The organism is Corynebacterium sp. HMSC061H03, from assembly GCF_001838215.1.
Taxonomy (GTDB): domain Bacteria; phylum Actinomycetota; class Actinomycetes; order Mycobacteriales; family Mycobacteriaceae; genus Corynebacterium; species Corynebacterium jeikeium_D.
This window is the reverse complement of record NZ_KV836077.1, coordinates 81,802-106,875: the sequence shown is the minus strand read 5'-3', so window position 1 is coordinate 106,875 and position 25,074 is coordinate 81,802. Positions and strand designations below refer to the sequence as shown.

Annotated in this window: 19 protein-coding genes and 1 pseudogene; 5 read left to right on the top strand and 15 right to left on the bottom strand. The window is 58.5% G+C overall.

Going from position 1 to position 25,074, the window contains the following annotated elements; genetic code table 11:
• Positions 1–2: 2 nt before the first annotated feature.
• Entirely contained in the window at positions 3–635 is a 633-nt protein-coding gene (locus HMPREF2787_RS08325; protein ID WP_042388218.1) for a carbonic anhydrase, read from the bottom strand.
• A gap of 29 nt (positions 636–664) precedes the next feature.
• Here HMPREF2787_RS08325 and HMPREF2787_RS08320 point away from each other — a divergent pair, with 29 nt between their 5' ends.
• Positions 665–1,597, top strand: a complete 933-nt coding sequence (locus HMPREF2787_RS08320; protein ID WP_070858979.1) for an HhH-GPD family protein — start codon at positions 665–667, stop codon at positions 1,595–1,597.
• 62 nt (positions 1,598–1,659) lie between these two features.
• Positions 1,660–2,922, top strand: coding sequence for a lipase family protein (locus tag HMPREF2787_RS08315; protein WP_246824258.1), 1,263 nt, complete (start codon positions 1,660–1,662; stop codon positions 2,920–2,922).
• Between the two features lie 39 nt (positions 2,923–2,961).
• On the opposite strand, the gene HMPREF2787_RS11095 is transcribed toward HMPREF2787_RS08315, so the two are convergent.
• Positions 2,962–3,138 carry a hypothetical protein gene (locus tag HMPREF2787_RS11095; protein ID WP_005510144.1) on the bottom strand — a complete coding sequence of 59 codons (177 nt, stop codon included), beginning with the start codon at positions 3,136–3,138 and terminating at the stop codon, positions 2,962–2,964.
• A 333-nt stretch (positions 3,139–3,471) separates the two neighbouring features.
• Positions 3,472–4,305 carry a DUF1266 domain-containing protein gene (locus HMPREF2787_RS08310; RefSeq protein ID WP_070603937.1) on the bottom strand — a complete coding sequence of 278 codons (834 nt, stop codon included), beginning with the start codon at positions 4,303–4,305 and terminating at the stop codon, positions 3,472–3,474.
• Between the two features lie 133 nt (positions 4,306–4,438).
• Here HMPREF2787_RS08310 and HMPREF2787_RS08305 point away from each other — a divergent pair, with 133 nt between their 5' ends.
• Entirely contained in the window at positions 4,439–4,999 is a 561-nt protein-coding gene (locus HMPREF2787_RS08305; RefSeq protein WP_070603936.1) for a hypothetical protein, read from the top strand.
• A 260-nt stretch (positions 5,000–5,259) separates the two neighbouring features.
• Entirely contained in the window at positions 5,260–5,844 is a 585-nt protein-coding gene (locus tag HMPREF2787_RS08300; RefSeq protein WP_246822269.1) for a hypothetical protein, read from the top strand.
• Positions 5,845–5,967: 123 nt separating this feature from the next.
• Here the strand turns inward: HMPREF2787_RS08300 and HMPREF2787_RS08295 are convergent, their stop codons facing one another.
• Complete coding sequence (locus HMPREF2787_RS08295; protein WP_070603934.1) at positions 5,968–8,700, bottom strand: ATP-dependent Clp protease ATP-binding subunit; 2,733 nt, start codon at positions 8,698–8,700, stop codon at positions 5,968–5,970.
• Between the two features lie 159 nt (positions 8,701–8,859).
• Entirely contained in the window at positions 8,860–9,132 is a 273-nt protein-coding gene (locus tag HMPREF2787_RS08290; protein ID WP_141763279.1) for a hypothetical protein, read from the bottom strand.
• 367 nt (positions 9,133–9,499) lie between these two features.
• Here HMPREF2787_RS08290 and HMPREF2787_RS08285 point away from each other — a divergent pair, with 367 nt between their 5' ends.
• Complete coding sequence (locus tag HMPREF2787_RS08285; RefSeq protein ID WP_016421472.1) at positions 9,500–11,218, top strand: AMP-binding protein; 1,719 nt, start codon at positions 9,500–9,502, stop codon at positions 11,216–11,218.
• A 112-nt stretch (positions 11,219–11,330) separates the two neighbouring features.
• Here HMPREF2787_RS08285 and HMPREF2787_RS11175 read toward each other — a convergent pair whose 3' ends face one another.
• From HMPREF2787_RS11175 to HMPREF2787_RS08235, 10 genes and pseudogenes are all read right to left on the bottom strand, one after another.
• Positions 11,331–12,158 carry a hypothetical protein gene (locus tag HMPREF2787_RS11175; RefSeq protein ID WP_070607477.1) on the bottom strand — a complete coding sequence of 276 codons (828 nt, stop codon included), beginning with the start codon at positions 12,156–12,158 and terminating at the stop codon, positions 11,331–11,333.
• A gap of 149 nt (positions 12,159–12,307) precedes the next feature.
• Positions 12,308–13,765: a purple acid phosphatase family protein gene (locus tag HMPREF2787_RS08275; protein ID WP_070858977.1), complete on the bottom strand. Its 1,458-nt coding sequence runs from the start codon at positions 13,763–13,765 to the stop codon at positions 12,308–12,310.
• A 218-nt stretch (positions 13,766–13,983) separates the two neighbouring features.
• Entirely contained in the window at positions 13,984–15,195 is a 1,212-nt protein-coding gene (locus HMPREF2787_RS08270) for an acyl-CoA dehydrogenase family protein (RefSeq protein ID WP_016421475.1), read from the bottom strand.
• Between the two features lie 42 nt (positions 15,196–15,237).
• Complete coding sequence (locus tag HMPREF2787_RS08265) at positions 15,238–16,644, bottom strand: acyl-CoA dehydrogenase family protein (protein WP_070858976.1); 1,407 nt, start codon at positions 16,642–16,644, stop codon at positions 15,238–15,240.
• A gap of 122 nt (positions 16,645–16,766) precedes the next feature.
• A complete protein-coding gene (locus tag HMPREF2787_RS08260) occupies positions 16,767–18,170 on the bottom strand; it encodes a metallophosphoesterase family protein (protein ID WP_246824257.1) in 1,404 nt (467 codons plus the stop codon).
• 173 nt (positions 18,171–18,343) lie between these two features.
• Complete coding sequence (gene lysS, locus HMPREF2787_RS08255; protein ID WP_016421478.1) at positions 18,344–19,876, bottom strand: lysine--tRNA ligase; 1,533 nt, start codon at positions 19,874–19,876, stop codon at positions 18,344–18,346.
• A 50-nt stretch (positions 19,877–19,926) separates the two neighbouring features.
• Positions 19,927–22,104 (bottom strand): PhoX family protein, encoded by a 2,178-nt coding sequence (locus HMPREF2787_RS08250; RefSeq protein WP_070858974.1) that lies wholly within the window; start codon positions 22,102–22,104, stop codon positions 19,927–19,929.
• A 247-nt stretch (positions 22,105–22,351) separates the two neighbouring features.
• Positions 22,352–22,774 (bottom strand): aspartate 1-decarboxylase, encoded by a 423-nt coding sequence (gene panD, locus HMPREF2787_RS08245; protein ID WP_016421480.1) that lies wholly within the window; start codon positions 22,772–22,774, stop codon positions 22,352–22,354.
• 314 nt (positions 22,775–23,088) lie between these two features.
• A pseudogene (panC, locus tag HMPREF2787_RS08240) lies at positions 23,089–24,030 on the bottom strand (pantoate--beta-alanine ligase); the annotation flags it as partial.
• Between the two features lie 97 nt (positions 24,031–24,127).
• On the bottom strand, positions 24,128–25,048 hold the full coding sequence (locus tag HMPREF2787_RS08235; RefSeq protein WP_049194053.1) for a Rossmann-like and DUF2520 domain-containing protein: 921 nt from the start codon (positions 25,046–25,048) through the stop codon (positions 24,128–24,130).
• Positions 25,049–25,074 lie beyond the last annotated feature (26 nt).

Genomic DNA, 25,074 nt, shown 5'->3' with positions numbered 1-25,074 from the left:
ATTTAGGTTAGCGGGTTCTCGCTGACTCCATGGGTAACGACGGTCTCAGCGCGTCCGTCCTCCAAGCGGTACCGCATACCGACAACGCCCACCTCGCCGGTCACCAAGCGCGATGAAATCTCTGGCGAGCGATCAATAATGTGATTAACAATCTCGCGCACGTGGCGCCGCTCAAATTCGTCGATTTCCGTCTCGCCATCTTTGCGAGCCGCCAACAGCGACGGGGTAACTTTCTCAATCAGCACACGCTGGAAACCACCCGGCAGTTCGCCACCGTCCAGTGCATTCTTCGCCGCAGCCACAGCGCCGCAGGACTCGTGGCCGAGAACAATCACCAGCGGAACTCCCAGACCATCAACTGCGAACTCCAGCGAAGCCAGCACCGACAGGTCAGTAATCTCACCGGCAGTACGAATCACAAATACATCGCCCAGACCCTGATCGAAGATAATCTCCACCGGAGCACGGGAATCCGAGCAAGCCAGCACAACGGCCTTCGGCTTCTGCCCCTGCGTCAGCTGCTTACGACGAACCAAGTCCTGACGGGGATGCGCAGTCTTGCTCTCACAGAAGCGGAGGTTTCCGCGCACCATCGATTGCCATACACTCTCAGGAGTCCTCTCAGAATTGCTCATAGCTATATTGTGCAACGACTCCGCTGTTTATGGGAAAGCGAGAATGTAGATTGACCTCTGCAATTAACCAATCCGACGACTTCGACGAACACGTCGATGCCGCCTTACGTGATTGGTATCGCGCCAATATGCGGCCACTTCCCTGGCGTGAAGAAGGCACTTCACCATGGGCTGTGCTCGTCAGCGAAGTGATGAGTCAACAGACTCCCGTCGCCCGCGTCATCCCCTCGTGGCGCGCCTGGCTGGAAAAATGGCCCACCCCAGCCGATCTGGCAGTCGCCCCCAAAGATGAAGTCCTGCGTATGTGGGGAAAACTCGGCTATCCCCGACGTGCACTCCGGCTGCGTGAATGCGCAGAAAAGATCGTCGAAAGGCACGACGGCGAAGTGCCGAGTGACGTGGACACGCTGTTAGCCCTTCCGGGGGTAGGAGACTACACCGCTCGGGCGGTAGCGGCGTTTGCTTTTGGCGCGCGCACGCCGGTGGTGGACATCAACGTGCGCCGCGTACTCCGGCGACACCGCCAGGGCACGTACCTTCCCGGCATCGCCAAACGCGCCGACATGGCGCTCGTCGAAGAGTTGCTACCACTCGACCCCACGACTGCGGCCGAGACTTCCGTCGCGCTCATGGAACTCGGCGCTACCGTCTGCCGAACGACACCCGAGTGCGAGGCCTGCCCCATCGCCACCAGTTGCGCCTGGATTGCCGCCGGTCGCCCCGAACCCGAAGACCATGAGATCGCCGCTGCTAAACGACGCGTGCAGAAGTTCGAAGGCACCGACCGCCAAGTCCGGGGCTTGCTTCTCGACGTGCTCCGCGCCGCCGACTCCCCCATCGAACAGGCCGCTCTCGATGCGGTCTGGGATGATGCACATCAGCGTTCCCGCGCACTGTTTTCCCTGCTTGACGACGGGCTTGCGGAGCAAACTCCCGATGGCCGCTTCCAGTTGCCCCGTTAAAGCCGAGGCAATGCTCCGGTAAAGACCAGATTCGGACAAGTGCGTTGCCTAGAATTAGGAGCATGAATGCCTCGCTCCATCGATCTCAGCGCCAACGCTGTCTCTTTGGGGCTAGTAAGCGCAGAATTGCGCTGAGCATGGTGCTCGGAATTTCTCTGATTGGCGCTAGCGCGGGTGTGATTAGTGGTTGCTCAGCGTTGGATGGTCTAGGTGCGATTGACTTCGACTCCTCGGATTCTGACTCTTCTGCGGTGAAGCGATTGCCTCCGGGGCAGGTAATTACGCAGACACCATTTCCGGTCAATGCGCCCGCACGCGCACAGCGGGTCGTGTTTTCCTCCACAGGTGCACGCGACCACCGCCAAACAGCAGTATCTGGTACCGTATTGCAGCCCTATGCCCGCTGGTCGGAGAAGTCCCCACGGCCTCTGGCGGTGATTGCGCCGGGGACTCTCGGGATGGCCGATAACTGCGCGAGTTCGGTTGCGCTGCGCTACGAAGCACCTCCGACGCCTCCGGCACCTCAGCTGCTGGCACAGGGATGGAATGTTGCCATCGTGGATTACCAGGGGCTCGGCACGCCCGGGGTACATCCGTATCTCAACCGTGAGATTGCCGGGAATAACACGCTCGATATGGCACGAGCGACTATTGAAGCTTTACAACTACCTGCAGATACTCCCATTGCGCTCTTCGGCTACTCACAAGGCGGAGGTGCCACCGCTGCAGCCGCCGAGCTAGCCGATGAGTACGCCTCGGAGCTGAACATCCGCGCTGTCTACGCCGGGGCTATTCCGGCCGATCTCACCGACACTGCGCTGCATATTCGCGGCTCGGCGCTGGCGGGACTCGTCGGTTACTTCATGAACGGCTTGATTGCAGAGTACCCAGAGTCCAAAGAACCAATCGAGCGCATGCTCAGCCCACTGGGGCAGGACTTCCTGAAGCTCACCGCCGATGAATGCATTGGCGCCACTGTCGAACGTTGGCCTCGCAATGACACCAAGGCATTTACTGCCAATGACTTGGGGATAGCGGAGAATCTGCGCTCGCCCGAGCTCTCCCCCGTCGTTCGACGCCACGTGGACGAACAGGCTCTGGGCACAAAGACTCCCAGTATGCCCGTGTTCGTTACCCATAACGCATTGGATGATGTGTTACCCGTGACGTCGGCACGCGAACTTGTGCAGAAATGGCAAAAGGCCGGCGCCGACATCACCTACGTGGAGGTCGACACTGACCTCGGTGATGGGACGCACGGCCTTGCCTACGTGCTCACTCACGAAGAGATGCTTGCGTGGGTGAATCAGAAAATGGGGTACTAGCGGCGACATTCGCCACTTTCCTCCATCTAGCAAATACAGCTACTTTTTCTTCCAGCGACCACGGAAGGTCAAGCCTTTGCCCAGTCGGACGGTGTAACCGCCACGGCTGTTAATGGTCACTGGACCGATACGCTTAGAACCAGAGACTCCCGAACCCGAGTAGTTCAGCCACGTGTCCTTGTCCAGGTTCTGCTTCTTGCGAAATTGAATCCCCATTTAGTTCTCTCCCTCGGAGTTATCAGATTCGGTCTCTGCCTCGGCAGTATCTTGATTGGCAGTACCTTTGATGTCGCCAGATACAAACGCTCAGGATACCGTCAGCACTGCCGAGAACGCCCGTCATCTTCCTCAGAATCGGCCAAGGCACCGCTCATCGGCATCAACGTTACCGACCTTGCCTCATATTGGTGAAGATAACTTCGCCTTGCAGATGTCATTGAACTCGCCGTCCCTGCGCCATAGATGCCTCAATCCGTTATTTGTGACCGCCCCTAGTGAGCTCATGAAACCGGCCACCGCCACAGCGTGCCGAACAATGACGACAGCTAGTTAGTGCAAACCACCCAAGGATGCGAATGGCTCCTCGGCCTGGATGTCGTGCAAGGGCACGCGCACCCAAGGCGAATCACTGTGTGCGAGCAGCTCGGTGAGCCGTTGCGATTGATCCTTCATCGCAGCGGTGACGTCGGGCTCACCATCACTCGCCCAAATCATTCGACCCCACCAGAAACTTGCGGCTACGTCAGCCCACGACACGAAGTAGCGCTGCAGCACCGCCACGGCCTTGTCTGAAATCTGAAGGAACTCTTCTGGAGAGATCCACCCCAGCTCCGTTGCCGGGCCACCAACGTTGTGAACACGGATTATGTCCCATGCGCGAGTAGTGGCGGGCAGTGCCGGGGCCGCTGCTTTGGCAAAGCCCTCCGAGCGCAACATCCTTACGAGGTAGCGGAACTTACGTTCTCCACGACGCGGATCCGCGCCTTGGGCAATAAAGAAGTCTTTGAGGAACTCGACCTTTTCCTCCACTTCCACATCTAGCTCGCGCTCGGGGACGTCCTTCACGGCGTATGCGAGGGGTAAAACCAGGTCATCTTCCACGTGCTGGCCACCTTCGAGCAGAGCATCAATAACCTGATACGCTTCCTGTGCACCAGTGACCCCCCAGTTTTGCTCGAGAGAAGTTTTGTAGTACTTGGCCGCCCTTGCGTTGATGGCCTCAACCCCTAGCGGGGTCGCAAACGCCTTATTGCTCTTGTACACCATTGCCCAAGAGTGGCGGCGCACCTCATCTTTGCTCGGCGCCGGTTCCGGCCATGGGAACTTTGTAAGGCGGTAAATCCAAGTATCATCAAACTTTGCTGGCGTGAACGTTGAGCTCATATCCACACAACGTACCGAGGTTTCTGGCGCGGTTCCGCGGTGCCCCATCCATCACCCCTATGCTGGGGAATGATCTACGCCATAATTCAGCACACCCAGTCACAGTTTTTGATGTGTTGTTAGTCTCGTGTGCATGACAGGATCCCAAATTGCATTGACAGACCGGCCAGATCTCGGTGCTGCGCTTAAGCGTGCTGGCGATTCCGAGATTGTGCACGCTGCCGCCGCAGCCGTTGCAGAAGGCCTTGGTGTCGACGAGATTGTGCTGGAAGCCGCCGCCACGAAAGCTAGCGGGGTGGACGGTGCCGCGTTTGTCACCAACCGCAGGATCCTCGTGACCGCCGATAAGAAGGATCCATCTCATTTTGAGTTCCTTGAACTTGACAACCTGGGCAACGTCACAGTTCTGCCTTACAAGGGTGGCTGGGCCGTCGTGGCCCAGCTCTACAACACATATAAGGTGTGGAGCGGTTTCACAGAAAAAGCTGCGAAACGTGTGCAATTTGCCGCCCAGTGGGCCCTGACCGCAGGCCGAGAGGCACGAACGGAGGCCTCGCGTGCAGTGTCGTCGACGGAGCTTTTTGAGCGATGGAAAGAAAACAAGCACCGTCTCAATCGCAATAGTTTGGAAGAGCTTGCAGAGTCGATGCGCTCCCTGTATTCCGACATTGATTCACGGTGGTGGACTGAATAATGATTCGACTTGCATACCCGGGTTCGCCCGACCGATTTAATGGGGCAGAAGACACATCACACATCGAGCAAAACCTGGCTATTGCGGAAAATGGCTATCGCCATTACATCAAGCATGGCTCGTTACTAGAAACTGGAGCATCTCCGGCAAATACGACTGCTACCTCCAGGTCAAACTCCAGTGCGGGCACGACAGGTGTTCAGGCCAGCGGCGCATCGAAAGGTCTCAGTGTAAAGAAGCAGCTATTACTCCTCCCCTTAGTGATAGCGGGCATCGTAGTGCTAGCGATTGCCTACGTTGCGGCTAAAGACGCGCTCTTTAGTGACAAGTCAGACGAGTCCGCTGCTCCCGCACAGTCCGCCGCTGAAGCACCTGCCGATTCCGGCGCTTCCAACGGTGGCGCTACCGGTGCCACTGGTGGGGATACCGCTGGCGGCCTCACCCCTGCCGACCACGCACCCGAACCGATTGCTAGTTTCGTGCGGGCCTGCACAGACTATGAAGTGGTGTTTAGCTACTACGGTGCGGATAACGCCCCTGCCCCACAGGCAATGGGTACCAACTGTTCCGTGGATACTACGAAGGCACCCGACGTTGGTTACGTAGTCTTCACCGATGACCCTGCCGCCACCGCCGCCGTTCGTGACGGCAAGCCTGTCTTGGATGCCGTTGAGATTCCGGCAGAATCAACGCGCGGTTCCACATTCAAGGCGCAGCGAGTGGAGTCCCTCATCACAGTTGCGGAAATCCTCCCAGATGATCAGGGAATCGTTGAGTACATGATCAAAAATGATGACCCCGAAGTGGCAAAGAAAGCATTGGTCGACCTCGGCGTGGCCAAGTAGAACTACAACTCTCCGCGCTTTTAGGAAAGACCGCATATAGACACACTGCCGCCCCAGTTCCTCCCATAATGGAATCGGAACTGGGGCGGCAGTGTTCGTTGGTACTGCTAGCGGCTAAACCTCTTAGAGTGGCTGGCCAGCACCCGCACCAGCCGGTGGCGGGTTGTGGCCGTCGTCATCGGAGTCCGAACCGGACTCTAGGTCGGTTTCAGCGGCGGTGGAGCCGCCGTCACCCAGTACATCCGGGGTGATGATATCGGGCTCGCTGGTACCAGCGCTGCCGAGAACGTCCTTGCCTTCCTCGGAGTCATCCAGAGCACCGCCGTCGGCATCGACGTTACCGGCCTTGCCCTTGTTGGTGAAGGTAAACTTCGCCTTGTCGACGTCCTTGGACTCGCCATCCCAGCCTTCGACATCGATGAAGACGGTCTCGCCGAGACCAACCTCACCGTAGAGAATCTTCTCGGAGAGCTGATCCTCAATCTCGCGCTGGATCGTGCGACGCAGCGGACGGGCACCGAGCACTGGATCAAAGCCACGCTTGGCCAGCAGGTTCTTGGCGCGGTCGGAAATCTCCATGGTGATGCGCTTCTCGTCGAGCTGGTCGCTGACGCGGGCCAGCATGAGATCGACCATCTGGACAATCTCAGCCTGGCTCAGCTGCTTGAAGACCACAATCTCGTCGATACGGTTCAGGAACTCCGGACGGAAGTGCTTCTTCAGCTCGTCGTGGACCTTGTCCTTCATCCGCTCGTACTTGCCATCTTCATCGGCCTCGCCGACACCCGAGAAGCCCATACCAACAGCCTTGGAAATGTCGCTGGTACCCAGGTTCGAGGTGAAGATCAGAACCGTGTTCTTGAAGTCCACCACTCGACCCTGCGAGTCAGTCAGACGACCGTCTTCCAGGACCTGCAGCAAGGTGTTGTAAATCTCCTTGTGGGCCTTCTCAATCTCGTCGAAAAGCACGACGGAGAACGGCTTGCGGCGCACCTTCTCGGTGAGCTGGCCGCCCTCTTCGTAGCCGACGTATCCGGGAGGAGCACCGAAGAGACGCGAAGCGGTGAATCGGTCGTGGAACTCACCCATATCAATCTGAATGAGTGCGTCTTCCTCACCAAAGAGGAACTCGGCCAGGGCCTTCGACAGCTCGGTCTTACCAACACCGGACGGACCGGCGAAGATGAACGAACCGGACGGACGCTTCGGGTCCTTCAGACCAGCGCGGGTACGACGAATAGCGCGGGAGACAGCACTGACGGCCTCTTCCTGACCGATGATGCGCTTGTGCAGCTCATCCTCCATGCGCAGCAGACGCGAGGACTCTTCCTCAGTGAGCTTGAACACCGGAATTCCAGTCCAGGAAGCCAGGACCTCCGCAATCTGCTCCTCGCCAATCTCAGCGATGGTGTCGGACTCGCCCGCACGCCACTTCTTCTCGCGCTCGCGGCGCTCTTCGCCCAGCTTGCGCTCCTTGTCGCGCAGACCAGCTGCCTTCTCGAAGTCCTGCTCGTCGATGGCGGCTTCCTTCTGGCGGCGCACATCGGCAATCTTGGAGTCAATCTCCTGCAGGTCAGCCGGGGCAGTCATACGCTTGATACGCATACGAGCACCGGCCTCATCAATAAGGTCAACAGCCTTATCCGGCAGGAAGCGGTCGTTGATGTAGCGATCCGAGAGAGTAGCGGCGGCAACCAGTGCCTTGTCCGAGATGGATACGCGGTGGTGAGCCTCGTACTTATCGCGGACACCACGCAGAATCTCAATAGTGAGATCCACGCTCGGCTCCGGCACGTTCACCGGCTGGAAACGACGCTCAAGAGCGGCGTCCTTCTCGATGTGCTTACGATACTCATCCAAAGTGGTAGCACCGATGGTCTGCAGCTCACCGCGAGCCAGCTTCGGCTTCAGAATCGAGGCCGCATCAATTGCGCCCTCTGCGGCACCGGCACCGACCAGCGTGTGAATCTCGTCAATAAACAGGATGATGTCACCGCGCTGGTTAATCTCCTTGAGCACCTTCTTCAGACGCTCCTCGAAGTCACCGCGGTAACGGGAGCCCGCAACCAGGGAACCCAGGTCGAGGGAGTAAAGCTGCTTATCCTTCAGCGTCTCCGGCACACGACCGTTGACGATGTCCAGCGCGAGCCCTTCCACAACGGCGGTCTTACCAACGCCCGGCTCACCAATCAGAACAGGGTTGTTCTTGGTACGGCGAGAAAGAACCTGCATAATGCGCTCGATTTCCTTCTCACGGCCAATAACCGGATCCAGCTTGCCCTCACGTGCAGCCACGGTCAGGTTACGACCGAACTGATCGAGCACCAGCGAACCGGACTGGTGGTTTCCCTCCTGCACACGAGCGCCGGAAGTAGCGCCGACCGGACGCTGCTCCGGAGAACCATCGGACTCATCGCCCTGGAAACCGCTGAGCAGCTGAATAACCTGCTGGCGTACGCGCGGCAGGTCAGCGCCGAGCTTAACCAGGACCTGAGCGGCAACACCCTCGCCCTCGCGAATCAGGCCGAGCAGCAGGTGCTCAGTACCGATGTACTTGTGCCCCAGCTGTAGTGCCTCGCGCAGAGAGTACTCCAGCACCTTCTTTGCACGCGGGGTAAATGGCACGTGCCCGCTCGGCGGCTGGGAGCCACGACCAATAATGTCGACTACCTCAGAGCGCACAGCATCCAGGGAAATACCCATGGACTCGAGCGCCTTGGCAGCCACACCGTCGCCTTCACTAATCAGGCCGAGCAGGATGTGCTCCGTGCCGATGTAATTGTGATTGAGCTCGCGTGCCTCATCCTGTGCCAGGACGACAACGCGACGTGCTCGGTCCGTAAACCTTTCGAACATCACTGCCCTTTCAAGTGTCTATTTTTGCCGTAATTCAATAAAGGTTGTTTCACCTAGCTTAAACGCGACGCGTCGCAGATTAATCCCTATAGCCGTACGCCAGTAGCGAACAGCCTGGTCAAAAGAGGTACAACGGCGGTTTCATCCTGGAACGGACACCTAGTTGTTCACGCGGTCGTCGTGGCCGTCATCTTGGTCGTCGTCATCGTCGTCGTCATCATCGTCATGATCGTCATCATCGCGATCATTGCGATTGTCGTCCACGCTCTCGGTCGAAGTCACCGTAGTGGTCTCGACAGGTGCCGGATCGACGTCATCACTATCGCCACATGCTGCAAGACCAAAAGCCGCACCGATTGCGACTGCTCCGACCACGGCAACTCGAGCTGCCGAAATGCGTAGGAAAGTTTGATTTTTGAGAGTGGACTTCATGGGTTCCCCTAAGTCATATCGAATGGCCTCACCCTCCACTACGGCGACGAGGGCGCAGTTGGATTGGAACATCTTTCAACAACTTTTCCTAGAGAAATTACCTCAAAACGGAGGCTCTAAGTGCGGCGACAAACATCTCTCGAGATAGAAGAAGCCCCGCCCCTTTGAACGTATTCCCTGTTTACCTCGCATATCTTCACAATCATTCGTTTCTGATAAAAAAATTTTGCAAAAAGCTACACAAAAGTGACCTAGGACACTTATTCTTACTGTAAAAGAAACTAAATCGGCGGTCCTACCGATGCGGTTTCGCCTGATTAGGCCTCTCCGAAGACCACAGGACATGAACCACGGAAGATGAGTGACTATGACATCTGATCCACAGACCTCGATTCTCAATAAGGTGCGCAAAGCTTCGCGAGCTACCTCGGACCTCGTTCTCGGTCTCGCACCGGTGACGCAAGCTGGTGTCCTCGGCTCGATGGGACCCGGCGCGGCTGGTAAGGCATTAAATTCCATCTACCGCTGGGACTTCCTGCCAGCTGGTCTCCTCGGCATTGCAGCCGGCCGTGATCCGCACCACACCGCGATTATTGATGACGGCGGCTCGCTGACCTACGAGGAACTGCACGAGCGCTCCACTGCCCTGGCGCGGGCACTCCGCCACGGCGATATTCAGCAGCGCAACCGCATCGGTGTGCTGGCTCGCAATCACCGCGGTTTCATTATGGCTCTGTGCGCCCACGGTCGCCTCGGCACCGACCTGGTGCTGCTCAATACTGGCGCCGCTGCCGAGCAGACTCTAGCTGTAATTCGCGAGCAGAAGATTGACTTCCTGTTCATTGATGAGGAATTCACTCACATGCTGCCGGAGGACTTCGATGAGTGCCCGGTCGCAGTGTCGTGGTTTGAAAACTACGGTGATACCTCCTGTGTTCGCGAGGGCTGGACCTCCATGCAGGAGATGCTGAAGACTGCACCGCCGGCAAAGTGGCCGACCGCCGAGCTGCCAAGCCGTCCGCGCCGTGGCCGCGTTATTATTCTGACCTCCGGAACCACCGGCACTCCAAAGGGTGCCAAGCGTCCGGAGCCGCGCAGCTGGATGCCGGCATCTTCCATCATGAGTCGCATTCCACTGCGTCAGCGCCGCCCGGCTTACCTTGCGGCTCCGCTGTTCCACACTTGGGGCTTCGCAACCGCACAGCTGTGCATCGCACTGCGTTCCACCATGATTATGCGCCGCAAGTTCGATCCGGCCGACAGCCTCCGCATTATCGAACAGCACTCTCCGCACACCATCTTCCTGGTGCCGACCATGCTGCAGCGCATGATTGAGATTCTCCCAGACAACTACGACATCGGTGCGACATCGCTGAAGGTCATCGCATCCTGTGGTTCGGCCATTCCGGAGGGAATCGTCACCAAGACCCTCGAGCGCTTCGGACCGGTTCTCTACAACCAGTACGGCTCCACCGAGGTCAGCTGGGCAACCATTGCTACCCCGGATGAGCTCAAGGCAAATCCGACCACGGCAGGTCGCGCACCGCTGGGCACTCGTGTCCAGATTCTCGACGAAGACGGCAACCGCGTCGCCGACGGCGAGACCGGTCGGATCTTCGTGGGCAACAACATGCTATACGAGGGCTACACCCGCCCGGGTGCGGACAAGCAGGTCATCGACGGCATGGTCTGCACCGGTGACCTGGGTCGAATGGAAAACGGCCTGCTCTACATCTCCGGTCGCGAGGACGACATGATTGTCTCCGGCGGTGAGAACGTCTTCCCACGTCAGACCGAAGATGCACTCAGCCAGCTCGAGGGTATCCGCGAGTGCGCAGTCGCAGGCGTTCCGGATGAGCGCTTCGGCCAGGCCCTGGTCGCCTGGGTTGTCCGCGACGATTCCCCTGAGGGCCGCGCCCTGACCAATGAGCAGATTCGCACATACGTCAAGCAGCGCCTCAGCCGCTTCGCTGTTCCGCGCGAGACCGTGTTCCTCGATGAACTGCCACGCAACGCAGTCGGCAAGGTGGTTCCTCGCCACCTGCCGAAGCCGTGGGAGAATGCCGCCGAGGAGAAGGCTGCTTAGGGCGCAGGGACCGTCGTAAAGCGAGCGGCAGACACGAAAAGGACGCGGTAGAAACTTCCATTGTGGAAGTTACCGCGTCCTTTTTGCGTGTCCTAGAAAGAACCAGTGCTGATTAGCCTGCGTTCAAAACACCGTAGTCCGTGACGGGTTCACGGAAAATTTCTTCGCCGTCCTGGGTCACGGTTACCGCATTTGGAGTGACGGTATACGTGTAGCCACCATTCTTTGCGACAGCACGGTTCCCGGAGAAACTATCTACTGTGTATGCATCCGGACTATCCGAAATCTCACCGAAGTCACCGATGTAATGGCGCTGCTGGCGGTTATTGGAATTCTCGCAAATCACAGCCTTGCCCGACGACGTCTCCGCCAGCACACGCGCGTAATCCCCACCCGAGCAGCGAGCGGTACTGCCAACCCAACCTTTGGCGTCGATATCATCGCGATCCATACCGAACGCGCGGAGACCAAAATTTCCCCTCTGCGTAGTGGTAGGAGCGCTGCTCTCCGGCTGCTTCGTCGTTTCTGGCTCGACGGTCTGGGTATAGGTTTCCGTGTGCGTCTCCACCGGCGCCGGGGACGCAGTGCTTGACGACGAGTCCCCTGCCGCAACCGTATCGGGGGACTGCGGGGAATTATCGGAGGAATTATTCAGGTAGTACGCGCCACCGATACCGGCGACCGCTGCAAGTGCGACACCGACGATGCCCAAGACCACGTACAGACCGTTGTTGCTCTTCTGCTCAGGTGCCGGAGCCTGCTGATAAGCCGGATACTGCTGGGGGTAACCGCCCTGGTTCGGCCCCTGCGTTTGGTACTGGTACTGAGGCTGGTACTGGCCCTGGGCCCCGCCCTGCGGCTGCTCCCAGGCAGATGTTGCATAACCGTCCTGCTCCCAATCCTGCGGGGAGGACGAACGCGGGTTGTACTGGTCGGTCATCGCTAAATTCCTTATTACTTCAGAGCCACACTTGTGCTCGGCCAATAACGTGGCGGCTTGCGACTACGCCCACAGCGGAACTTGCCACTACGTATTTTCCATTAACACTATGCGTTGCCCAGCGTACCCTGCTTGAAGCTAGCACTAGCTCAGAGCGGCACTTTGTTCTTGAAGAAATTGACGTAGTTCCGATCGGAGATCTTTCCCAGCATAAACTCTGGCTCCAACCCGAACATCGACCAACGAGTCTTCGTGGACCAGGACAGAGACTGAGGTGTCGTAGTGCGGTGGTAGCTAATTTGGTAACCGTCAGTGTGAACTCGGATCTGCGTGTATCCACCCGGATAGCCGAGTGCCGCGCCCCGCTCACAGAAGTCCGTATCCCCGTAGTCAGCGATACCACGGCGGCTGCGGTGCGTATGACCAGCGAACACGCCTTTGGCACCCGGCGTGGCGGCCAGAATCTCCTGGAAAATCTTGGCCTGCTGCGCCTCGACCATGAATGCCTCACCACCGAAATGCGAACGCACCGCATCCTGAGTAAACGGGTGATGCGCAAACAAAATTGTCGGACGCTCTGGATCGTCTGCGAGTTCGGCACGCAATGCACGCATCTGACGCTCATTAATACGTCCACCTGCATAACCAAACTCGGCGGTATCAACACCGATGAGGCGCACTTCGCCGACGCGAGTCGACCAGTGCTGCTGCGTCGGCACAAGACGCTGGCTGAAGTAATCCGGAACCGCGGTCTTGCCCTTGCGGATTCCGCGTCCCCGGAAACCATTGATATTGGGTAGCCCGGGCGGGTGCACATCGTGATTACCACGGGTGACAAACCAGTTTTTCCCAAACTCACCGAAAGTATCCAAAACCCTGATGAGTTCGTCATACTCCTCAGGGCGGTTGCTATCCGTGCAATCGCCATTGATGACGAGAGTGTCTAACCCGGCAGCCTTTACCGTGTCCACCAGACCCTGCAATTGCATAGAGGCAAAAGGCTGCTCTCCCGGACCGGAGGAAAGACCGAGGTTGCCAATGCGAATGCCATCATGATTGGGCTTACCAATGTGTGTGTCATTCGTCAGCGCGAACGTCGCCAAATGTGCACCCTCCAGCGCTGGCAGAGTGCTTACGACGCCTGTCTTCTCCGGTGCCGTTTTGCTCATGGTGATATTCAGCGACGGAACCGCGCGACAGTTGTGTGACCAGCACTCAAAGCGGTACTCCCGTCCCGGCTCCAACCCGTCAATGACCACATGGTGGTAGCCCGACTCTGAGTACCCCTCGTGCACGAGCTCTAACTGCGTTGAATCCGCAGTACCAAGCAGCACCCGCTCATCCGAAGGAACGGTCGGCTTAATGAAGCCATACGCTGTCTGCACTCCCGGAGCATATGTTGCCCATGTAAATGCCACTGACGTGTCTGTGACAGTGATGACCTCCAAGTCGCTAGCCAGTACCTGCCACGACTTGGAATCCGACTGGGTAAGCCCCAGACCCGACGTGACGTACTCCAGGCCGTACGCTCCCGAGGTTTTCGCGACGGCCATTGAACTTGCAGCAAGAGTTGCAACAGAGAGGTAGGCCCGGCGGGAAATGCTCATGTCCAATAAGCCTAGAACCTAAAGATGAAAATTAGATGAACTCTCCCTCTAATCTCAGAAAAATAGGAACGCAACGACAAAAGACACACGGCTAAAACAGCGCAAAATAAAACACCGCCTACCAAGTCATGGCAAGACGGTGTTTTAAGAAATGTGGCTTGAGCATCTAGGTGAGCTTTTACCGGCTCACCAGTAAGTAGATTGCTCTGAAACTGTAACTACTTCAGTTCCTTGGAGGACAGACCCAGGGTGCGGCGAGCAACGACCAGCTGCTGAATCTGCTGGGTACCTTCGAAGATGTCCAGGATCTTGACGTCGCGGGACCACTTCTCCAGCAGGTTACGCTCAGAGTAACCGAAGGTACCTGCCAGCTGAACGGCACGGAGGCAAATCTCGGTGCCTGCACGGCCGGCCTTGGCCTTACACTCGGAAGCCTCCAGAGTGTTCGGCTGCTTGTTGTCAGCCATCCACGCAGCGCGCAGAGCCAGGAGGTATGCAGCCTCCCAGTCAGACTCCAGCTTCAGGTACTCAGCTGCAGCAGCGCTCTGGGTGTGTGCCGGGGCATCGTAGTCAATCTCGATGCCAGCTTCTTCCAGGATGCGACGCAGCTCTTCCAGCGAAGCACGGGAGACACCGATGGCCATACCCGCAACCAGCGGACGAGTGTTGTCGAAGGTCGCCATTGCGCCGGCGAAGGACTTCTTAACATCAATGTCCGGGGAACCAAGCAGGTTCTCCTTCGGAACGCGGACGTTGTCCAGGCGGAGCACTGCAGTATCCGAGGAACGAATACCCAGCTTCTCTTCCAGACGCTCCACGGTGAAGCCCGGAGTGCCCTTCTTCACCAGGAAGGACTTAATCGCAGCACGGCCCTTGGACTTGTCCAGGGTCGCCCACACAACGACGGAGTCGGAACGCTCACCAGCAGTGACGAAGATCTTCTCACCGTTGATGACGTACTCATCACCATCGAGCTTGGCGGTGGTGGAAACTGCGGAGGAATCAGAACCGAAGGACGGCTCGGTAATTGCCATGGAAGCCCAGGTCTTACCAAAAGCCTCCAGCTGCTCATCAGTAGCAACAGCTGCGATGGCTGCGTTACCCAGACCCTGGTACGGCAGGGACAGGGTCAGGCCCACGTCACCCCAGCAGGTCTCAATAACGTTGAGCAGCGAAGCCATGTTGCCACCGTTCTTTACACCGGTGCGCTTCGGCTTCTTATCGTCGCCACGTCCACCAGAAGCACCGGAGAAGCCACGGCCACCATCTGCCATGCCGTCCATCATGGAGGCAAGGGTGTCGAGTTCCTTCGGGTACTCGTGCTCAGCGAGATCGTACTTACGGGAAATCGGTCGGAAGATCTCAGCGGCGGCCTGATGCGACTGGGACGCGCCCGCCTTGAGGAACTTCGGCAGTTCGAGGTTAATCATTTTCTTTCCTCTTAATTCTTTTCGGCTGAAGTATCTAGCGGTTTACAGAACGACGATGCCTTCGGCGACACCAATTGCGCGGAGGTCACGGTACCAACGCTCAACCGGGTGCTCCTTGGTGAAGCCGTGTCCGCCGAGCAGCTGCACACCGTCGGAACCAATCTTCATACCCTTTTCAGTGGCGAAGGTCTTAGCCAGAGCTGCCTCGCGAGCGAAGCCGCGACCCTGGTCAGCGCGGGAAGCACCGCGGAGGGTGATCATGCGGAGACCATCGAGCTCAATCTTGATGTCGGCGACCATGAAGGCCACTGCCTGGCGGTGGGAAATCGGCTCGCCGAATGCCTGACGCTCGTTGACGTAAGGAATGACGTAGTCGAGAACTGCCTGAGAAGTACCCATTGCAAGAGCTGCCCAGCCGAGGCGGGAACGACGCAGAATGTCGAGGTATGCCTCTTCACGATCTGCAGCCGAGGTGCTAGCGCCGCCGAGAATGTTCTCAGCCGGAACCTTGACGTCCTTCAGGATGACGCGCCCCATTGCGGCACCGCGCAGACCCATGGACGGGTCAGCCTCAACGTGGAGCCCCTCAGTGTCGGACTCAACGATAACCAGAGCCGGCTTACCCTCGAGCTCAACACCGATGATGAACAGCTCAGCTGCGCCGGCGTTCGGAACGAAGGACTTAACACCGTTGAGGACCAGCGAATCGCCCTCGCGCTTTGCGGTGGTTTCAGGCTTGCGTGCGTCGAAAAGCGGGCGCGGCTCTGCGAGCACAACAGCGGCAGCCGGGACGTTCTCGCCAGCGAATGCCGGCAGGTAGGTCTTCTGCTGCGAGTCGGAGCCGTGAGCGGTCAGGGTGGCAGCGACACCGGCCGGAGCCAGCACTGCCAGAGCCAGACCCATGTCACCGTAGGACAGAGCCTCTGCGACCAGTGCGTTGGTGGTGACGTCCTCGCCGGTAGCGATGCCCTCGAAAGCCTCCGGGACGTTGATCATGGTGACGCCCAGCTCAGAAGCCTCAGAGACGAGGTCCTCCGGCGGAGTTGCCTCGTGGTCGGACTTGTAAGCAGCCTCGCGCAGGCGAGACTCAGCGAACTCCTTAACCGTCTCGACGATCATCTGCTGATCCTCGGTCGGGGTAAGGTCGAAGAGCTTCTTTGCCTTCTCCTCTGCTGCGGCCTCCTGTGCAGCCTGGGCTTCCTCAGCCGGACGCTCCGGCTTACCGGAACCGGAAATCTTCTTAAACTGACGGTTCGCGGCACCAAGGGTCTTAAAACCGGACTTGGTGGACTGGTACACCACGCGGTCGATCTTTGGCTGAAGGTCGTACTTCTGGGCGAAGTCCGAACCAGTAATCGACGTGATGAACCGCATTGCCGCTCCGATAGCGTCGCGACCAGGGTTATTGCGGCCGACAGTCGAATCTTCGCGGTTCTTCTTCTCGCTCATGTGATCATGGCCTTTCGAGTCAGAACTATTACTGGCATAACAATAAAACAATCACGTGACCGTTGTCACAAGAATTGAAAAAACATTGCCAAGTAACAGAAAACTTTCAGGCTTCTAACTTGTCAGGCGATAACGCGGTTAACAACGTAGTTGCGATCAGAGAGCTCACCAAGCAGAGCCTCGGGCTCGAAACCGTACATCGCCCAACGGGCACGCGCAGTCCACGCAAGCGCATCTTCGCTGCTCAAACGGTGAAAGTTAACCTGGTAGCCACCGGAGTAGACATGCAGCAGTGTGTAGCCACCGGGGTATGCTTTGCACGCGCCGGTCTCCAAATAATCAACGCCGGCACCAAAATCACCGCGAGTACGCTTTGCACGGTGGGTGTGACCTGCCCCTGCGAAGAATACACCCGGAGCGTCGTTAAGCAGCTGCTGCAAACGTCGTGCATCAGCGCTATTGAGAATGAATATGGGGCCGGCAGCATTTGTCCAGCCAGCCTCGGAAGTAATCGGGTGATGAGCCAGCACAACCGTCGGCTTGTTGGGGTCACGCTGCAATTCCTGCTCTAGTGCATCGAATTGTTCCGAGCTAATTTCGCCGCCGGACTCATCCAACTTCGATGAATCCAGACCGATGACGCGGACCGGCCCCTGCTGAGTGATCCACAGTTCCTGTCGCGGACGCCCCAGGAGAACACCGAAGGGATCGCGATGATCTTCGGTGCCCTCCAAAACCGGAAATTCGTCGTAGCCAGCAGACGAATCGGCATCCGGCTTATGCGGACGATCATGATTGCCGCGGGTGACAAACCACTGCCGCTCCGGAGCACCAAAAGTATTCATAATCTCGGCAAATCGACGTACCTCCGCCGGACGTGCTTCCGACGTGGCATCACCGTTGACGAAAACCTTTTCAATACCCATCCCCCGAAGCTCAGCGAGGGCAGCCGTCAACATGACCTCGGGGTACGGTGCGGCACCGGCTTCAGGGAAAATAGGTGCAGGCAAATTGCCGACAACAATACCGTGCCCGTCTTCGCCGATATGCGTGTCGTTGAGGATGGCAATCGTGGTCAGATACTCCCCTTCCGGAGCGACCAGCGTCGTGAACTGTCCAGTTTGCTCGGGTGTATTGGGGAGATTTCGGGTAATTAATCCCGGCTCTGCGACCAGCCCATTCGATCGACATTCGAAACGGTACGTGGTCCCAGGCCGCAGCTTATCGACGGTCACAAAGTGGTAGCCAACCTGCGTCTCGTCCTTATGTACCACGGGTAGCTCGCCGCCCTCATCGGCATCGACTGGCACTAGCGCAACTTCAGTGTCGGCCGGCGCCAGTGGAGCCAGCTTTCCCCACGCTGGGTGTGGGCCTGCATACGTCGCCCACGAAAATGTCACCGACGTATCGGTCACGGTCACGACTTCCAGGTCCGTCACAACAAGGCCGCTGGTCAACCCGGTGAATGGAAACGGCGCCTGGTTCGGGGCCGCCGATGCAACTGCTCGCGTCCCGACGCTATTCACGGCCACCGCTACAGCCCCCGCACCCGCTACTGCTCCCGCTGCTGCTCCCAAGCGCAATACGGATCGCCGATCAATTTTCTTATTCCCATTTACCGAATTCACGGGTGAAGAAATTACGGGATAAAAATAATCCCGGTGATAACACCGGGATAACTACACATGAATTCAGTCGCTTACGCTTCCGGCTTCACGATCGGGAACAGCACGGTTTCGCGAATGCCAAGGCCGGTCAGGGCCATCAGCAGGCGGTCAATGCCCATGCCCACACCGGTCGTCGGCGGCATGCCCTGCTCCATTGCGTGCAGGAAGTCCTCATCCAGAACCATGGCCTCGTCGTCGCCGCCAGCGGCCAGTCGCGCCTGATCCTCAAAGCGCTCACGCTGGACAACCGGGTCAACCAGCTCGGAGTAGCCGGTAGCCAGCTCGAAGCCACGGACGTAAAGATCCCACTTCTCGGTCACGCCAGGCTTGGAGCGGTGCTGACGAGTCAGCGGAGAGGTCTCGACCGGGAAGTCGCGGACAAAGATAGGACCGTCGAGCTGGTCTTCACAGAGCAGCTCCCAGATTTCCTCAACCAGCTTGCCGTGGCCCCAGCCGCCCTTCTCCGGAACCTCAAGGCCAATCACATCGGCGATTGCCTTTAGCTCCTCGACGGTCGAGTCAATAGTGACTTCCGGCTGACCAGGGAACTTGCGAGCAAGTGCCTCGTTCAGCGACGGGTACATCTCAATCTGCTTCCACTCGCCGCCAAAGTCGAACTCCGTACCGTCGGCAAGCGTAACAGTCGTCGAACCGAAGACCGCGACGCAGATTTCCTGAATGACCTCGCGGACGGTGCGGGCGGAGTCATCGTAGGTGCCGAATGCCTCGTAGTACTCCAGCATCGCGAACTCCGGGCTGTGCGAGGAGTCGATGCCCTCGTTGCGGAAGTTGCGATTGATCTCGAAAACGCGCTCCATACCGCCGACGACGCAGCGCTTGAGGAAAAGCTCCGGCGCGATACGCAGGTAGAGATCGATGTCCAAAGCGTTGGAATGAGTCACGAACGGACGTGCAGCTGCACCGCCGTGCAGAGTCTGCAGCATCGGGGTTTCGACCTCGAGGAAACCGCGACGCTCAAGTGCGTGGCGCAGCTCGCGGATGACCTTGATGCGAGTCAGTGCGTTAGTACGAGCCTGCTCACGCATAATCAGGTCCGTGTAGCGGTGACGCACGCGGCTGTCCTCGGACAGATCAGCGAACGACACCGGCAGCGGACGCAGAGCCTTCGAGGCCATCTGCCACTCGGTAGCCATCACAGACAACTCGCCGCGGCGCGAAGAAATTACGCGGCCAGTAATGAGGACGAAGTCGCCCATATCTACGTCCGACTTCCAAGCAGCCAGGGCGTCCTCGCCGACCTCAGCCTTGGAAAGCATGGCCTGCAGGGTCGTGCCGTCACCCTCCTGCAGAGCGGCAAAGCAGAGCTTGCCGGTGTTACGAATAAACATGACACGACCAATGACGGTCACGACATCCTGAGTCTCCTCGCCAGCCTCGAGGTGGCCCCACTCTTCACGGACATCCTTGAGAGAGTGAGTACGGGGAACCTCAACCGGGTACGGCTGAATTCCAGCCTCGAGCAGGCGGTCACGCTTCTCGCGGCGAATGCGCAGCTGCTCAGGAACGGTGGCGGTGTTTTCAGGGGTCTTCTTCGCGTCAGTCACGGCTATAAAGGTTAGCCGACTACACCGCCGACCTGCTAGTTGAGTGCCCTTTAGACGCCAATCTTCTTGCCATCAGTACGTACAACCTGAACGACTGCCGGGCGTGGCTGCTCCTTGCCACCATCCGGCCAGTGCGAGGTCGGGTTGGTGGTCGGATCCGGGTTGTCGCCGACCGGGTGGCCCTGATCCGTCTCGATTTCGCCCGGGTGCTGGACGTTGACCATCACGCGGTTGGAGAAGATCTGCGGACCACAGGTCTCTGCAGCAACCGGAACAGTCAGGAAGCACTTGGTCTCACCACGACGCTCGCCTTCGACGGCAACGGCGAAAAGGCCGTCGTTGGAGTCCAGCGCGTTGCCGTCGGTGGAAACCCACAGGTTGCCGTACTCGTCAAAGGCGACGTTGTCCGGGCAGGAAATTGGCGAGACCGATTCCTTGTCGAAGCCACCGAAGTAGGTGTAAGCCTCGTTCGGGTCACCACAGACCAGCAGGAGATTCCACTTGCCCTTGGTACCGGCGTGGTCATCTTCCATCTCCAGAACAAGGCCATTCTTGTTCTCGGTGATTGGTGCGACCTCGACGGCGTCGGCAAGCGGGCGCCCTGCACCATCCTTGCGTTCCTTGCCCTTGTCGTCCTTCGCGCCCGCCTTACCGCGGTACTTGTTGTTGGTCAGCGCCGCGTAGACCTTACCGGTCTTCGGAGACGGCTCGATATCCTCCGGGCGGTCCATACGGGTCGCACCGACCTTGTCACCGGCGATGCGGGTGTAGATGCAGACCTCTTCGGCGGTCATGCCATCAACGTGGGACTCGTGCTTGCCGTCTGCCTTGGCGGTCATCAGCGGAAGCCACTCAATGTCACCGTCGAAACGGCCGTCCTTCGGCAGCTCACCGGAGCCGTCAATCTCGGACTCGGAATTACCGTTGAACTTACCGACGTAGAGAGTGCCCTCGGACAGAATGCCCATGTTGTGCTTGAGGTCCCCCTCCTTAATCTTGCGGGAGGAGACGAACTTGTAGATGTACTCGAAACGCTCGTCGTCGCCGGAGTAGCACACGACCGTGCCGTCGTCGGTGACGTAAATCTGACCGGCTTCATGCTTGAAACGGCCCACTGCGGTGTGCTTGACCGGGGTGGAGTTCGGGTCAGATGGGTCAATCTCTACCAGCCAGAAGAAGCGGTTCGGCTCATTCGGCTCCTTGGAGACATCGAAGCGGTCGTAGTACTTCTCCCACGCGCGGTCGGACAGCTCTTCATTCTTGACCGAGTAGCGCTTGAGCTTCTTAACTGCGTCCTCGTCCTTGAGCTTGCCAACGTTGCCGAAGTACTGGTCAACGTTCTCCTCACCGGACAGGTAGGTACCCCACGGAGTAACACCACCGGAGCAGTTGTTCAAAGTTCCCTCGACCTTCATACCGGTCGGGTCAGCCTTGGTCTTCAGCAGATCGTGACCAGCAGCCGGGCCGTCGACTGTGAATTCGGTGAAGCCGGTGATACGACGGTTATGCTTGTCGCTCAGAATCGGCTTCAGGAATCCCTTGTCATCCTCTTCCACAGCAAGGATGGTCTGGCCGTGGGCAGCCAGTCCGATGTCGACCTGCTCCTTAGTGGCATCTTCTTTCTTGTAGGCACGGAACATCATCGGCTCGGTGGTGTACTCGTGCGAGCAGACGTACAGCAGTGTGCCGTCTTCAGCCTTAATCAGGCCAGCGAAGTCATTGTTGAAGCCGAACTGCTTCAGCTGGTTTTCCGGAGTCTGCTTGTCAAAGTCGAACTCCGGGCCACCCTCGTGGATTGGGTCGCCCCAGCGAATCAGAACATTCTGCTCGTAGCCGTCCGGGATAACGACTGCGTCTTCCGTGTTCGGCTTGACGGCGTCGAAACGCATACCCTCCGGCGATTCGCCCTTGCTACCGTCACCGGCAGCAGCGGTACCGGAGGCGTCGGAGCCACCTGCGGCGCTGCCCGAATCATCAGAGGAGCAAGCGGCCAGCACGGCGCCACCGCCGACCGCAAGAGCACTAGCACCAGTGACCTTCAGTGCCGCGCGACGGGAGAACGCGCGCTGGGAGAACGCCTCCTTCGCAACATCACCGAAGTACTGGTTGTCCGAGAACTCGTTCGGAGCATCGTCAGCACAGGCATTACCACACTTGTAAGTGCAGGTCAGAGAGCTGCGAGAGGTAGCAAAAGGATTTGTCAGCAGATTCTTGCCAATACGAACCACGGGGAGACCGCCTTTGTATAGCTTCGACTAGGTGAGGAAATGGAAAACTAAAACTTTTAGATCCTCTAAGAAGCTAAGGACGTTGCGTTACCTTTCGGTTTCTAAAGATCAACTCGCCAATGAGCTTTAGCTGACGGTCTAATGGCTTACAATTTAACGCAAAGTAAACACCCTGGTGTCGTGGTTTTCCGGCTCGACCTTTCTCTCCACCCACGCAGTCGAAACCCAGCTCTGCGGGCTGCGTGGACTAGCCCTGGTTCTCAGGACTGCGCGGATTCTTCAAATCAGACCCCTCCGGAACATCCGCCGGATCATTGCCACTTTCCAGAATCTTGTTGTCTTCATCGACGAAGATGACATTCGGCTTGTAAGTACGCGCCTCAGCGTCATCCATCATGCCGTAGCCGATGATAATAACCAGGTCACCCGGCGAAATCAGACGAGCGGCGGCACCATTGATGGAAATGATGCCCGAGCCGCGCTCTCCGGTAATGCAGTAAGTGGTAAGCCGGTTGCCATTATTGATATCGACAATGTCGACGGCCTCGCCTTCAAGCAGGTCGGCCGCTTCCATCAAATCAGCGTCAATCGTGCACGATCCAACGTAGTGAAGATCAGCCTGAGTCACCGTGGCACGGTGAATCTTGGACTTCAACATAGTGCGAAACATGAAAAAGGTAGGTCCCTTCCTGGATTCGTCCCCTGGATGCTTGCCTACCGCGGCACCCCTTAGCGTGGCAGGTTGTTAGTCGGCACACTATAATACGACAACTTCCCAGCCACGAAAAACTACTTCGAAAAGCCGTCCTACTCGCTGTCCTGCTCAACGCCAAAGCCGGCGTTCTTCAGGTTTTCTTTGCTGGACTCATCTTTCAGGCGGGCATCTCGAGCAGCGCGGACCTTTTCCTGCAGCTCAGCCAACTCAGCGGCCTCTTGCTCAGTCAGCTCGCCGTCCAGACCCGCAGCCGACAGGGCCGCTGACGCAATTTCGGCGTCCTTCTGCCCGAGCTGACCGAAACCGTTTGCCGAATCCGGGCGCGGCGCACCAAGAATCAAGCCAACATTATCAATGAGACGAGTAGTGCCGACCTTCGCAGCAACCAGCAGGCGAGCTTCAGTCTCCTGGCCGTCGCCGCGCAACGCCTCGTCGGAAAGCGGGGCGAGCGCAGCGTCACGCAGCTCCAAGTAATCCAACTCGACTTCAGGCTGGCTGGCGAGCACACCACGCGCGGTTTCCAGCACAGCATCCGCACCACGGTCCGCGACAAAAGCACCGGCAGTCAGCGCAGCGGACAGGGTTACTGCGAGATTGCGCTGCTCCTCGGACAGATAGCGGTTGCGGGAGCTCATAGCCAACCCGTCGGCCTCGCGAATCACCGGTACACCGTGCAACTGCACCGGCATATTCAGGTCAGTGACCATCTGCTGCATCAGGCACAGCTGCTGGTAGTCCTTCTCACCAAAAACGGCATCAGTGCAGTTGGTGATGTTGAAAAGCTTGTTGACCACCGTCAACGCACCGGCAAAGTGCCCCGGGCGAGTAGCACCTTCGAGCTCCGAAGCCAGCGGCCCCGGCTGCACCGTCGTGCGGAAACCGTTGGGGTACATCTCCTTCGCGTTCGGCGCAAAGACCAGCTCAGCACCGACAGCGCGGAGCTTCTCAACGTCTTCCTCCAGAGTCCGCGGGTAGGCGTCAAAGTCCTCCCCCTCACCGAACTGCAGAGGATTGACGAAAATCGACACCACCACAACAGCGCGCGGCAGCGTCTTCGCGGCCTGTACTAGTTCAAGGTGCCCCTGGTGTAGCGCACCCATCGTAGGTACGAGCACCACCGGCCGCCCGGTCTTCCGCAACGCACGGGTGACCTGCGCGATTCCCGCAATAGTCTTGTGAACAGTTGTCTCTCCGGCGGTATAACCCGTCATGTTTCCTCCGCGTTCAGATCTACCGGACCAAACTTTTCGCCCGACGGCAATACCTTACGCCACATCCCGGATGACCAGAACAGCCAGTCCGCTCAGCTCATCGGCGTAGGTACCGCAAAACCTCGTTGGCGCCGCGCAGCTCGGCGATGCGCTCGGCAAGGGCCAGGTAGGCGGTTCCCATTTCCGGTGCCACCGCTTCAATTTCACGTTCGTGCTTGACGACGGTCCCAAGGTCGTCCCGCGTCACCGGGCCAGTCAGCCCCCGGGAACCCCACCTCAAGGCATTGTCCAATGAAGCTTCCAGCAGTGGGCGGAGCAGCTCGGCGGCCTGGCCTCGACGCAGCTCAGCTAGGTCGGTGTCTTCGGCTGCGGTGTCTCCGCCGATAGTGGTTGCCAGCATTTCTACTGCATCGACCACAACTGCGCCCAGACCGTTTGAGCCATGGGCCATAGCCGCGTGATAGAGACCGCGGTGACGTTCGTTGATGAACACCGGACGACCGCCGAGTTCACCAATGAGCAGTTCACTGACTGTTTTCGCGAGCTCATCCCCAACCGTGATGCCCCATGGGCAGCCGGTCAGGAGCTCGGAGTCGTCGTCAAGCCCTGCGAATGTCATTGCGGGATGGGCGGCGATGGTCAGCGCGCCGGTGAGTGCGACCGGATCGAGCACGGCACGCCCGAGGGAACCAGAAGTATGCATGACGATGCGTCCGGGGCCGACATGGCGGGCGACGTCCTCGGCGACCTCTGCGATGGCGCGATCCGGCACGGCGATGACGATGAGCTCGCAGGTGGAAGCTGTGTCGGCAATGCTACTAACCTGTGCGTTCGGGAGACGTAGATGCGCTCGTGTGACAGATTCTGGTGAGCGCGCGACCACGTGAGTGACACGATGCCCACAGCGCTCTAACGCCTGGCCGAGCGCGACCCCGACTTTTCCGGCAGAAATAATCCCCACCGCCAACCGCGGAGCGGTTGTCCGATGGGGATGGGAATCATGCTGGCTTTGCGTCATGACTGACTAGGTTAGACCAAACCAGC